This is a genomic window from Bacteroidota bacterium, assembly GCA_016706865.1.
Lineage (GTDB): Bacteria > Bacteroidota > Bacteroidia > Chitinophagales > BACL12 > UBA7236.
Window position 1 is genome coordinate 437,608 of record JADJIS010000002.1, and the last position, 13,164, is coordinate 450,771.

The following is a 13,164-nucleotide window of genomic DNA, read 5'->3' on the forward strand; positions in this document are numbered from 1 at the left end:
GCTGTTCTCTAATTACTAAATACTATATACTAAATACTTTTTTATGATACTTGAATTAAAAGTACCTACAATTGGAGAATCAATTAATGAAGTAACACTTTCAAAATGGCTTGTAGCTGATGGTGATATTGTTACTATAGATCAATCACTATGTGAATTTGAAAGTGATAAGGCCACACTGGAATTTCCAGCTGAGAAAGCCGGTAAAATAAAATTACTCGTAAAAGAAGAAACCGAATTAAAAATAGGAGATGTAATTGCTACCTTGGATACAGATGCTGTGCCCGCAGCAACAGGTGAAGCAAAAAAGGAAGAAAAAGTTACGAAAGAAGAAGTAGTAGAAAAGAAAGAAGAGAAGGAAGAAAAGGTTGTTGAGAAAGTAAAGGAAGAAAAGAAAATTCCGGTAGAGGAACACGCGCCGGCTATATCACCTTTGGCATCTACAATTGCTAAAGAAAATAAAGTTGATATTCAAAAATTATCAGGTACCGGAAGTGGAGGAAGAATTACGAAGGAAGATGTTTTAAATTATATTAAAAGTGGAACTGATGGGAAAGAAATTGTTAAAAGTTTGCGAAAAAATTTGCGCACCCAGCATGAAGAAAAAGTTTCTAAACTTCGTAAAACAATTGCAAAACGATTAGTTGGTGTTAAAAACGAAACTGCCATGCTCACCACTTTTAATGAAGTGGATATGAGCGCAATTATGGCAATTCGGGAAAAACACAAAGCTAATTTCGAAAAGAAATTTGGTGTCGGTTTGGGGTTCATGTCCTTCTTTGTAAAAGCATGTTGCAATGCATTACAGGAATTTCCAAGCGTAAATGCCTATTTTAATGAGGATACCATGATATTTAATGATTATTGTGATATTTCTATAGCGGTTTCTACTCCAAAGGGTTTAGTTGTTCCGGTAGTGCGCAACGCCGAAAGTATGAGTATGGCCGAAGTAGAATTAACAATTAAATCATTGGCAGTTAAGGGAAGAGATGGAACTTTGAGCCTGGAAGAAATGCAGGGTGGAACGTTTACGATCACAAACGGAGGAGTATTCGGATCATTAATGAGCACACCAATAATTAATGCACCACAAAGTGCGATTTTGGGAATGCATAAAATTCAGGAACGACCCATTGCTTTAAACGGACAAGTTATAATAAGACCTATGATGTATCTTGCATTGAGTTATGATCACAGAATTATTGATGGAAAAGAATCGGTAAGTTTTCTGGTGCGGGTGAAAGAACAATTAGAAAAACCGGAAAATTTATTATTTGGTTTCGATAATATTGAATTGTTGCTGGAGTTATAAAAGTACTGTCTAGTGTTACAAATAAATTATTGATCATGAAATTTTATATCCTATTATTATTGCCCGTACTCGCAAGTTTACAGTGTGCATCACAAAACCAGAATGAGAAGGCAATGAGTTATGGAGTGATGTTTTACAATCTCGAAAATTTATATGATACAATAAATGATCCCAAGGTTGATGATGAAACTTTTCTTCCCGGTGCTGACAGAAAATGGAATGATGAAAAGTATAAAAAGAAATTAAAACAACTTTCTAAAGTGATAGCAACAGGAGCCGATGAAATGCCTGTGTTGGTTGGACTTTGTGAAGTAGAAAATTTAATGGTAGTAAATGATCTTGCGGCAACACTTAATTTATCTGCCGCAAATTATTCGGTAGTGCATTTCGATTCGCCTGATGAAAGGGGAATTGATGTTGCTTTATTGTATAATAAAAATGTTTTTACTCCATTAAATAAAACTCCAATTCATGTAACAATTCCTGGTGATTCTGTGGACTACACGAGAGATATTTTATATGTTTCAGGTACTATAAATATAAATGGTGAAAAAGAGGATCTCCATATTTTTGTTAATCATTGGCCGAGTCGATCAGAAGGTGAGGAAGTGTCTGCGCCAAAGAGAGCTGCAGCTGCACAAACTTTAAAACATGTGATCGATTCTCTAAATAATAAATTTACCGATCCTAATATAATAATTATGGGAGATTTTAATGATACTCCTTTTGATATCAGTATTCAAAAAATATTAATGGCGCAGGAAGCCGGTGCAAGTTATGCTGATGAAAGCCTTGTTAATATGATGAGTGAAAAACAAAAAGCAGGTGAAGGAACCTATAATTTTAAAGGAAACTGGCAAATACTGGATCAGATAATTGTTTCGGAAAGTTTATTAAATAAAACTTCCATTGATGCAAATATTAATACTGTGAAGATCGTAAAGCAGGATTGGATGTTATTTCACCACGATAAATACGGAGATTCACCCGACAGAACTTATAGCGGAATTAAATATATAGGAGGATATTCTGATCACCTACCTGTTTATATAGAATTAATTAGTTTTTAAAACAAAGTACATAACCACCACCACCGGCGCCACATAATTTATATATCTCTTTTCCGGACTGCAATCCTGCCTGCCATTGGTGCTGCACTGAATCAGGAATGGCAAATGAAAAATGTTGCAATTGGAATGCGGAGAGTGCGGCTAGGTCTAAATAAAATCCTTCTTTATCGTTTTCTAATAATTTCTCAATCACAGATGCTACCAACGGTAAATATTCTTCATTTATCAACGTGCTGAAATCTTCACTCTGCATTTTATTAATAAATATTTCAATTTGGGTTGATGCTTTTCTTTCTAAGCCTGTGTTGAATAAACTAATATTGAGATCTTTTAATAAATGAATTTCTTCATTTACCGCTCTTGGTTCACCTCCATGCAAAAGATGAATAGGTTTGTTTAATAATATTACTAGTGGGTCGAGTCCGGAACTGGTTTCATGAAAATAATTCTCCATTTCCCCGAGTTCTTTTTTTAAAGTTTTTAGATCGGAGGCATATTCGGTTTTAATTGCCTGATTATTATATTTATCATACACAGCCGCAACAACAGAACCGGAACTTCCTAATCCCATTCCAATAGGAATATCGGATCTTAAATAATAATTGTTTTGTAGATCCTCTATAAACTTTTCGAGGTCGAGAATTGTATTAAATTTTTCAGATGTTTTCAGGAATTTATAGAATGGTCGCAGATCATGTATAATATCAATGGGAGAATCTGCCTGTCGCCATGCAGAACTATATTTTGGATAGGGAATTGCAAATCCTTCTCCACCTACCAACACGGCATATTCGCCGAACAATAATAATTTGGAAGGATAGGTTTGAGGCATTTTCAATTTTCTATTTATTAATTTGGTAATGGAGACTAATCATTCATTATTTGCGAAGGGCCTTTTCCCATATGATCGTAGATCACTTTCTTTTTTATACAAAATGGCAACAACTCACTTTGAATAAAATTGCGCACTTTTGTTTTTTCAGAATGTGGATATAAAACATGAACATTGGGACCTGCATCTAAAGTAAAACAAACAGGAATTTTAGTTTCTGCTCTGAAATTTCTTATTCGTTCAATAATTTCTAAGGTATTCGGTTTCATTAAAATAAAGGAATGCGTACTTGTCATCATTAATGCATGTAATTCCAATGCCTCTGTTTCCACGATCTGACAAAATAATCCCCAATCACCGGTGTTTAATGCATTTAACAGAAGTTTAAATCTATTATTGGCATTTACATATCGTTGTTTCGCCATAGGGTGATCGTTCATCAAAGCATGTCCTGCTCTGCTGCTCACCGATTTTTCACTTTCATTTACAATTAAAATAGAATCCTCCATATCAGAAAAATCATTATGGTAATTAATTGGAAATGGAATTGCATATTTATCAGAACTACCCGGAACAGTAGTTGTTTTTCCCCATACAGAAAATTCGGGATAGATACTGCGCGATGCACTTCCACTTCCTAATCTGGCGAATCCTGATGCCTGTTGTAAAAATGTATCATAATTATACATTTTCTTTTCTGTAGTTGCCTTTAACGACATTAAACACAATGCCATTGCACTCATGGAGGATGCGCTGCTTGCAATTCCTGCAGAGTGAGGAAAGGAATTTTCTGAATCTACAATTATACGTTGTTCACTTAAAAAATTGAAGTCTTTTTGAATCCCTGTTAAATAGGTTAAAATTTTAGCAGAAAAAGCGGGATTCTTTTTTCCTTCAAAAGAAAAATCCAGATCAATAGGTTTTTTGCTTCGTTTTTTTTTGAGTGATATGGAGGTTGTTGTACTAGCATCACTTAAGGTAAGTGAAAGAGAAGGATTGTTTGGTAATTGTTCTCCGTGTTTCCCCCAATATTTAATGAGTGCTATATTTGAAGGACTTTTCCAGGTAATATTCATACTTACAAATTTAGATGCATAATATCAAAACTCTGAATAATGAAAGCGGATTATAAAACCATTTCATGATAGGGAATAATGGTATTATATTGTTTTTTTTCAAAATAATCTCTTACCTCCACTTCTTCCATGCTGCTTGCCACCAAAACAAAATCTCCTCCCCAGGCACCAAGTGATTTAACTGTTCCTGTAAAATCAGGAAATAATTTAGTTTTCACCATTTCTTCCTGTAATACAAATTGCATCAATTCTTCATGTTCATCCAATAATTGTTTAAAATCATGAAAGTCGTCGCAAAAAAGTAATGCTTCAGTAATTTCGGAAATGATCTCAATCTCCTCAGTAAATTTAGATGTGTTATTATTGAAATTAATTACTTCCGTTTTAGAATCTTGTTTTTTATTAAGATGAACAAAAAATATTTTTTCCGGACTTGGAGGCATAAAATGTACAGTATCATTCACAGGTCCTTCTTCATCAATTCTAAAGAGAACAGGTTTTTTTGCATTGGCACAGGCAATATCATAACCGCTGCCACTAAAAATAATTTTATTAAGCGCAAATGCATCAACTCCTGCATACTTTGCAATATTATTAATAACGGTGGAACTACTTCCTAAACCGGAGTGCCTGTCGAATTCCAAATAATTTGTAAGATGTGTGGATCCGTTATTTTTCAGAAATTCCGGATTTAATTTGCGAATAGCAATTAATATTTTTTGTAATGTTTCTAAAACCGGAGCTTCAATATTTTTTAATGTTTCTCTGAAAGGGCTGAGATCTTTTTTATTAAATTGAACATCTATCCAAACATTATTTGCATTGTCGTAACTTTTCCAGAATAAAATATTCTCTTCATTTTCATTTTCTTCTACTTCCATGCGCTGACCTTGTTTTGTAGGAACAGCTAATGCCAAAGCACCGCGCAATATTAAATATTCGCCGCTGATTAATAGTTTGCCGTGTGAATAGAAAGTTTTTTTCACCAAGATTTATTAATAGTAAGTAAAATTTATAATTTTTCTGTCGAGAAGTTTTCACCCCTCAGGTCGTTTAAATAAGCTCTCACCGAACTGAAAGAAACAGTTTTATCAGTAAAATAAGTAGCTGCTAATTGAATCTCATTTTCACTTGCACCAAAGTGACGCAAAATATTTGTGAGATGCATTTTCATGTGACCTTTTTGTATACCTGAAGTAACCAATGCCTTTATTGCGGAAAAATTTTGTGCCAATCCAACACATGCAACAATCTTCATTAATTCTTTAGCACTTGGATTTCCTAATATTTCCAGAGAACGTTTGCTCAACGGATGCAATTTTGTTAATCCGCCAACAGTTCCAACAGCCAATGGAATTTCTAAAGAGAAAATAAATTTGTTTCCTTTTATTTCACAACTGGAAAGACTTGCATATTGTCCATTGCGCGATGCATAGGCGTGACCACATGCTTCAATTGCACGAAAATCGTTTCCTGTAGCAAGAATTACTGCATCAATGCCGTTAAATATTCCTTTGTTATGCGTAGTTGCGCGATACACATCGTGTTTCGCAATATTAATTGCAGTATTAAATTTTCTGGCAAATTGTTGGGCAGATAAATTAGCTTCTTCAAAAGATCCCAATTCATTTATATCACATTCCACCCAGGCTTTTACCAGACATTCCGGAGTGTAATTACTCAAAATGCTCATTACAACATCTACATTTTTTTCAGCGCCGGTAAATTTTTTATTTTCTTTAACTTCTTCTGCGAGACTTCCGGCAAAATGTTCTAAAACGGAATTAATAAAATTAGCACCCATTGCATCCGCAGTTTCGAATGTTGCTTTTAATTGATAATATTCCGGTTCGAGATCGGAACAATCAATTAATTCCAAAGTTTTTAATCCGCCCCCACGCGCTTTCATATTTTCAACCAGAGGTTGAACACCGGCAATTAATTCTTCTTTTAATTCCGTATCGAAAAAATGCAATAATTTTTCACTGTCGCCACGCCATAAAAAATGAACGTGACCAACCTTTATTGTTGAAATTACTTCGGCATGAAAACCTCCGCGTTCGCTCCAAAACTTTGCTCCTGCACTTGCGGCTGCAACAACCGAGCTTTCTTCTATCACCATTGGAACTACATAAGTGCGGCCATTAATTACAAAATTTGGTGCAACACCATATGGTAAATAAAAATTGGTAAGGGTATTTTCAGAGATGCCATCAAATACTTTTTGTAATTCGGCATTGGCATGCATATAACTTGAAAATTCCCGCGCAATATCCAATGGATTACTGGTGAGAAAATGTTTTGCAAGCCATGCAATTTTTTCTGTTTTATTGAGTTTGGAAAACCCTTTTATTTTTGCCACTCTGAAATTTATTATTCAAATACAATCAAATAAAAGTACTTCTTATTTTACTTTTAAAAAATTGTTACACAAAATTAACCCATCTCTTTGACTTTCAATATATGTTTTCAACTCCGCATATCCTGTCTGTGCATATTTCAGGAAACCGGAACCCTGAGCATAAATACTGTTTAGGTTCAATTTTTCGGTGAGATAATATCCATCCAAAAAATTTTTCACTCCACCGCTGATTATCACCTCTCTACACTTCAAATCGTTCCCTAATGTTGCAGCGGCTTGGTTTACAAATCCAACCATCTCCTCTGCTGTATGTCCTATATACGCTAATTCTTTAAACACAGATCCTTCGGCATTGTTCGAGCGCAACATTTCCAATTTTGCAAAATTAGTGCCGCCATATGCGCCAAAATCAAGAGCAGCAATAGGTAGCTGCAACAGGGCTTTCACACTTTCAGGCCCCATCCCTTGTCCTACCTCCTTCACAATTAGTGGAAAATCGACCTCAAGCAGCAATTTTTGTATGGTTTCCAAAGGTGATTTTGTAAAGGTATCACCCTCGGGTTGCAACCATTCCTGAAAAGGATTAATATGCACTATAAGTCCGTCAGCATCAAGCGATTGCACCATTTTTTTTATGGCATCTACCGTATTATCGGCCAGGTTGTGTTCTATCTGCGCAATTCCCAGGTTGGCAAAAAAGGGCAGGTTCTTTCCAATGATGGGTCTTAAATTAAAATCATCAAAATACTTATCATCGTTCAACAGACGACGACAGGAGCCCAAACCCATGCCCATTCCGAACTCATTACATGCACTTGCTAAATTGCGATTTATCACCCCGGCTTGCTCCGTTCCACCCGTCATACTGCTTATCCAGATAGGATTTGCGAGCTTTTTTCCTAAAAATTCTTTCTCCAAAGAAACAGCATGATGCCCGCTCAAAACGGGTTCGTAGTAAAACCTCACATCATTTTCAAGACTTCCCGTCTGGCTCTTGAGTGCCAGTTCGATATGATCTTGTTTGCGTTGTTCTGAAGTTGGATCGGACAAGTTGAGCGTTATTGTTGGGTGCAAAGGTAAGAAAATGAGTAATGAGTAATGAGTGATGAGTTTGATCCGAGAAAGCCGGATAGATTTACTCTTGACTAATGACTGTTGATGGGGTGAGTGGTGAGTAGTGAGTGCTGAGAATGCTACGATCAAATAGTGAGGCTCCCACTTTTTCAGTGGGGGTCTCACTGGGGAAGGGGAAAATGGTGAGTGGTGAGTGGTGAATAGTGAGCTTACTCCGAGTTAGCCGAATAGTTTTGCTCCGCCCCGTACGCCGTGGTTTGGTGTTTTTCTCCAACCACTGCTGGGCGAAGTGTGATTTAGCTCTGATCGAGTCTTGCTATTACTTAACAATGATACTTTGACCTTCCTGCAGGACTAAAATTTTCACTCAAGCTATTTCCCCACTCATTACTCCCGTCCGACCGGGTCATCCGGGCGGGCATAACTCATTTCTCATCTCCAAACCCACCCACTCACCCTTTCCCTTCCCACTCACTCCTCACCACTCACCACTCCCCCCTCACCATCAATATCTTCTTAAATTTGCACCTTTAATAAATCGATATGCATTTTTCAGAATACAGTTATACGCGGCCGGAAATTGAATCTTTGAGGGAGCGCTTTATGGATTTGGTTAAATCTTTTGAGTTAGCAGAAAACGCGGAAGGACAAATGGATGCTATGGATAAAATTAATCAACTCCGTTCGGCATTTGATACCAATTATCAGCTTTGTGCAATTCGTCATTCCATTGATACCAGGGATGAATTTTATAATAAGGAGCAGGATTTTTTTGATGAAAATTTGCCGCATTTTGAAGAACTTACCAGTATCTATTATAAAGCACTGATACATTCTAAATTCAGAATAGAATTGGAAGAAAAATTTGGTAAACAATTATTCCGTATCGCGGATATGCAATTGCGTGTTTTTAAACCGGAAATAATTAATGATCTTATCACGGAAAATAAATTAAGTACTGAGTATCAGGAATTGATTGCAAGTGCACTGATCAATTTCGATGGAGCCGATAGAACAATAGCAGAAATGGTTCCCTATTTGCGCTCGACAGATAGAAATGTAAGGCAAGAAGCATCATCTGCTCGTTGGAATTTTTTTGTAGAGAATGAAAATGCTTTCGACAGAATATTTGATGAATTAGTAAAAACACGACACACTATTGCTTTAGAGTTGGGATTTAAAAATTTTGTCGCGGTTGGTTACCTCAGGATGTTGCGTAGCGATTATACTTCTGATATGGTGGCAGGATTTCGTGAACAGGTATTGAAACAAATTGTCCCCATGGCATCGGAATTAAAAAAGGAACAGGCAAAACGACTTAATTTAGATATCTTAAAATACTACGACGAACCATTATTATTTAAGAGCGGAAATGCAGATCCAAAAGGATCACCTGAATGGATAATTAATAACGGCAAAAAAATGTATGCAGAATTATCCGCTGAAACAAAAGAGTTTTTTAATTTCATGCTCGACCACGACCTCATGGATCTGGAAGCAAAAAAAGGGAAGGCGGGGGGTGGATATTGCACTTATATATCAGGATATAAATCGCCTTTTATTTTCTCAAATTTTAACGGGACAAGTGCCGATATAGATGTGCTTACACATGAGGTGGGACATGCATTTCAGGTGTATATGAGTCGCGGGTTTGAAGTGCCGGAATATTATTGGCCAACGAGTGATGCTGCGGAAATTCACTCCATGAGTATGGAATATTTTGCATATCCATGGATGGATGATTTTTTTGCGGAGGAAGCAGATAAATATCGTTATGCGCATTTAGTGGAATCGCTTTTATTTTTACCTTATGGTGTTGCAGTGGATGAATTTCAACATCATATTTACGAAAAACCTGAGCTTACACCAACAGAAAGAAAAACGCTTTGGAGAAACATAGAAAAAAAATATCTTCCGCTAAAAGATTATGATGATAATAATTATTTAAATGCCGGCGGTTTCTGGCAAACACAGGCACATATTTATCAATCACCATTTTATTATATTGATTATACCCTTGCACAAATGTGTGCCTTTCAATTTTGGTTAAAAGCTAAAAAAGATAATGTTGCAGCATTACACGATTATGTTCAATTATGTAAAGCTGGTGGAAGCCGATCCTTTTTAGAATTAGTTGAATACGCCAACCTTAGATCACCGTTTGAGGTAAATGTTTTTGCAGATATTGTTGGTGAATTGGATGGGTATTTGAAAGGGGTGGATGAAAGTAAACTTGGATGAAAAGTGTGCTAAAAGAGGGAACCCGCCAGTAGGCGGACAGGCGCAGATGACGCTGATTTGGCGGATTTAAAAGGATAAAAATTTTAAAATAAATTGAGATTAATTTTAAAATGAAAGAAGGAGTTTGCAATTTGCGATAGATACAGTCCTGAAAGGACGGCCCATCTTGTAACAACGGACTTTAGTCCGTGTTAATTTGAGAGGACGGCAGGTCAAGGGATGAATTTTAATTTTCGAAGAAAATTTACCCCTCACGCCTCACGCTTCACGCCTCACGAAAAAAATGGTTTGCCGAAAGAATTAATGACCTGTTTTATTTATCATTCATTGATCAACAATTAATTAGACCAATTGTGAAATGTTATTTAAAAATAAATTTTATTAGTTTTTTGATCCTTGGATTTATTCCTGCGATCGGAAATACACAAACCATCTCTCATGACACTTCCGCATTAAAAGCAACCAGCATTGCCAAGCGCGTGATAAGTGCAATGGGAGGAGATGAAAATTTTGAGGAAACAAATTTTATTGGCTGGTCATTTTTTGGAAGTAGAAAATTGATATGGGATAAACAAAACGATAGAGTTAGGGTTGACTACCTCAAAAAGGAATTAACTATTATAACCTCCCTAAATTCAGAGGAAACAAAATTATTCATAAATGGATCGGAGATCACGGATGCTGATTCGCTGATCAAATATAGTACGCGGGGAAAAAGAATTTGGGCGAACGATTCTTATTGGCTGCTCATGCCTTTTAAATTGTTGGATGAGGGAGTAAATTTAAAATTTGTAAAAGACACACTTTTAAATACTGTAAATACCTCCATCCTCGAAATGACCTTTGAAAATGTCGGTTTTACCCCTGAAAATAAATATTGGATCTACGTTGATATGAATTCCTATTTAATAATCCAATGGGATTTTTTCGATAAATATACAGACACCATTCCTGAATTCTCCAACACTTGGAGCGACTACAAAAAATACGATAAATTACTCATCTCCAGCGACCGCGGAGTAGAGGGAAAATTGGAAGATATTTATGTGGTGGATGAAATGCCTTCTGGTGTATTTGAAAATGAATAGGGCACAACAATATTATATTTTTTGATAATAATTTCTTACTATTGTTAAAGAATGAGATCCTTGCCATCTCAAAAACTAGTCTTATGAAAACATTTAAGCATAATTTAAAATATAAGCCCTCAGGATAGCATTTGTTTTTGTTTTTATTCCTTTTATTTTTTGTCAACAATTTATCAGCAACAATTGACCTGGGTATTTCTGAAATTATTACTCCAGTAAGTGGTTGTGGATTAACCGATGAAGAGGTCGTTAGGATAAAAATCACAAATTATGGTGATGAATCTGTTTTTTCAGCTACAATTGCATATCAACTTGACGCAGAGGCAATTCCGATGGAAATAGATTTTGCAGGAATAATGCCTGGCGAATCCATTTTTTACGATTTTATAGTTACTGTAGATCTCTCAGAACCTGGATGGCATGACTTATGCGCCTGGACGATATGGCCTGATGATGACGCCTCCAATGATACTATTTGTATTCAACTTAATGTACTTACAACCCCAATTGTTGATTTGGGAGCCGATATCAATATATGTGATTTTATAGTGTTAGATGCCGCTAATCCAGGATCTGAATTTCTTTGGAATACAGGAGAAAATACACAAACTATTGTTGTAGTTGATTCTGGAGTTTATTCAGTAGTGGTGATAGATCCTATTACGGGTTGCGAGGATTCTGATACCCTTGAAATAAATTTAATGGGAATACCAAATGCAGAATTTACATATACGTTATCTGGATTAACTATATCTTGTATTAATTTTTCCACAAATGCAATAGCATATACTTGGGATTTTTCGGTGGGAGAATCCTATCTCGTTGACCCGGTATTTATTTTCCCGGAACCTGGTAATTATTATGTCTCATTAACTGCTGCAAATGCATGTAGTGATGATGTTACAACTTCGCTTATTTTAGTAACAACAGTGGAAGAAAATTTAAAATTGGAAAATAAGATTTCTATTTACCCGGTTCCTGCTCACTATTCGATAGACATTTCCGATGTTTCAAATGGGATTTTAAATTATACCATTAGATCATTTGCAGGAAATGTAATTGAAAACAAAAATTTTGTGGTTGGAGAAAGTATAAATATTGAGCATCTACCTCAAGGGTTGTATTTTATTGAATTAATAAAATCAAATGGAGTTTCAGCTGGACTTGCCAAATTTAGTAAAATTTAATAAAGAGATACGGACGTCAAGACTGATTACACTTGACAGTTTGTTTTAATTGAAAATTTATAAAGCCAAGTAAAATTTAAATTAGGATATAAAATTTCCAATCAAAAAGTAATCCCCCTTTTTCAATCTTTCCCAACCCTTCCTTCCTTTTTTAACCTTAGAACCTTACCCTTCGAATCTTCTCCCTTCTCCCTTCGAATCTTCAATTCTTTACACCACCGCCTCCTCTTCCGTATTCAACCTAAACCCATTCCCATGAATATTCACGATCTCCAATGTTGGATCTTCTTTTAAATATTTGCGGAGTTTGGTTACGAATACATCCATGCTGCGGGCTGTGAAATAATCATCTCTTCCCCAAATTTGTTTTAAGGCTTCTTCGCGGTAAACGATATCGTTTACTTTCATGCAGAATAAACGCAATAATTCGGCTTCTTTTGGTGAAAGTTTTGCATCGGAACCATCGGTTTTGAGAAGGCGGGTTTTGTAATTAAAATGATATTTTCCAATCGTAAATTCTTTTTGCTGATTATTGGTGCGCAATTTTCCTCCGCGTTTTAAAATTGCGGCAATGCGATATAATAATTCTTCGCTGTTAAATGGTTTGGTAATATAATCATCAGCACCTACTTTAAATCCTTCCAAAACATCTTCCTGCAAAGTTTTTGCAGTGAGGAAAATTACAGGCATTTCAGGATTGATGCGTTTAATTTGTGCAGCAAGTGTGAAACCATCCTTTTTAGGCATCATAACATCCAGTACACATAAATTAAATTCTTCCTTAAAAAAAAGGTCTTCCCCTTTTTCACCATCAGTGGCAAGTCGAACATCGTAGCCACTCATGCTTAAATAATCTTTTAAAACGGCTCCGAAATTCGGATCGTCTTCCACTAATAAGATTTTTGTTTTTAATTCTTCCATA

Annotated in this window: 11 protein-coding genes; 5 read left to right on the forward strand and 6 right to left on the reverse strand. The window is 35.8% G+C overall.

The genetic code is table 11. The features are described from left to right. Positions 1 to 43 precede the first annotated feature (43 nt). Positions 44 to 1,312 carry a 2-oxoglutarate dehydrogenase complex dihydrolipoyllysine-residue succinyltransferase gene (odhB, locus tag IPI31_04955; GenBank protein MBK7567155.1) on the forward strand — a complete coding sequence of 423 codons (1,269 nt, stop codon included), beginning with the start codon at positions 44 to 46 and terminating at the stop codon, positions 1,310 to 1,312. 35 nt (positions 1,313 to 1,347) lie between these two features. Continuing rightward, positions 1,348 to 2,382 carry an endonuclease gene (locus tag IPI31_04960; GenBank protein MBK7567156.1) on the forward strand — a complete coding sequence of 345 codons (1,035 nt, stop codon included), beginning with the start codon at positions 1,348 to 1,350 and terminating at the stop codon, positions 2,380 to 2,382. Here IPI31_04960 and IPI31_04965 read toward each other — a convergent pair. The 5 genes from IPI31_04965 to IPI31_04985 are packed head-to-tail and all read right to left on the reverse strand — an operon-like array spanning position 2,372 to position 7,702. After that, positions 2,372 to 3,214: a hypothetical protein gene (locus IPI31_04965; GenBank protein ID MBK7567157.1), complete on the reverse strand. Its 843-nt coding sequence runs from the start codon at positions 3,212 to 3,214 to the stop codon at positions 2,372 to 2,374. The genes IPI31_04960 and IPI31_04965 overlap by 11 nt on opposite strands. Before the next feature lie 35 nt (positions 3,215 to 3,249). After that, positions 3,250 to 4,290, reverse strand: a complete 1,041-nt coding sequence (gene mvaD / locus IPI31_04970) for a diphosphomevalonate decarboxylase (protein ID MBK7567158.1) — start codon at positions 4,288 to 4,290, stop codon at positions 3,250 to 3,252. Between the two features lie 50 nt (positions 4,291 to 4,340). Continuing rightward, entirely contained in the window at positions 4,341 to 5,276 is a 936-nt protein-coding gene (locus IPI31_04975) for a GHMP kinase (protein MBK7567159.1), read from the reverse strand. A 26-nt stretch (positions 5,277 to 5,302) separates the two neighbouring features. Beyond that, positions 5,303 to 6,652 (reverse strand): hydroxymethylglutaryl-CoA reductase, degradative, encoded by a 1,350-nt coding sequence (locus IPI31_04980; protein MBK7567160.1) that lies wholly within the window; start codon positions 6,650 to 6,652, stop codon positions 5,303 to 5,305. Between the two features lie 42 nt (positions 6,653 to 6,694). Beyond that, on the reverse strand, positions 6,695 to 7,702 hold the full coding sequence (locus IPI31_04985) for a type 2 isopentenyl-diphosphate Delta-isomerase (protein MBK7567161.1): 1,008 nt from the start codon (positions 7,700 to 7,702) through the stop codon (positions 6,695 to 6,697). A 567-nt stretch (positions 7,703 to 8,269) separates the two neighbouring features. Here IPI31_04985 and IPI31_04990 point away from each other — a divergent pair. From IPI31_04990 to IPI31_05000, 3 genes are all read left to right on the forward strand, one after another. Then, positions 8,270 to 9,967 (forward strand): M3 family oligoendopeptidase, encoded by a 1,698-nt coding sequence (locus IPI31_04990; GenBank protein ID MBK7567162.1) that lies wholly within the window; start codon positions 8,270 to 8,272, stop codon positions 9,965 to 9,967. 353 nt (positions 9,968 to 10,320) lie between these two features. Beyond that, the gene (locus tag IPI31_04995; protein MBK7567163.1) at positions 10,321 to 11,055 is read left to right on the forward strand and encodes a hypothetical protein; all 735 of its coding nucleotides are present in this window, start codon (positions 10,321 to 10,323) and stop codon (positions 11,053 to 11,055) included. 137 nt (positions 11,056 to 11,192) lie between these two features. Beyond that, complete coding sequence (locus tag IPI31_05000; GenBank protein ID MBK7567164.1) at positions 11,193 to 12,242, forward strand: T9SS type A sorting domain-containing protein; 1,050 nt, start codon at positions 11,193 to 11,195, stop codon at positions 12,240 to 12,242. A 210-nt stretch (positions 12,243 to 12,452) separates the two neighbouring features. On the opposite strand, the gene IPI31_05005 is transcribed toward IPI31_05000, so the two are convergent. Next, positions 12,453 to 13,163, reverse strand: coding sequence for a response regulator transcription factor (locus IPI31_05005; GenBank protein ID MBK7567165.1), 711 nt, complete (start codon positions 13,161 to 13,163; stop codon positions 12,453 to 12,455). Position 13,164: the final 1 nt, after the last annotated feature.

What these genes read in the sequence shown, in the direction of transcription:
- IPI31_04990 (MBK7567162.1), top strand. Translation starts at nt 8,270, where the DNA reads ATGCATTTTTCAGAATACAGTTATACGCGGCCGGAAATTGAATCTTTG.
- IPI31_04960 (MBK7567156.1), top strand. Translation starts at nt 1,348, where the DNA reads ATGAAATTTTATATCCTATTATTATTGCCCGTACTCGCAAGTTTACAG.
- IPI31_05005 (MBK7567165.1), bottom strand. Translation starts at nt 13,163, where the DNA reads ATGGAAGAATTAAAAACAAAAATCTTATTAGTGGAAGACGATCCGAAT.
- mvaD (MBK7567158.1), bottom strand. Translation starts at nt 4,290, where the DNA reads ATGAATATTACCTGGAAAAGTCCTTCAAATATAGCACTCATTAAATAT.
- IPI31_04965 (MBK7567157.1), bottom strand. Translation starts at nt 3,214, where the DNA reads ATGCCTCAAACCTATCCTTCCAAATTATTATTGTTCGGCGAATATGCC.
- odhB (MBK7567155.1), top strand. Translation starts at nt 44, where the DNA reads ATGATACTTGAATTAAAAGTACCTACAATTGGAGAATCAATTAATGAA.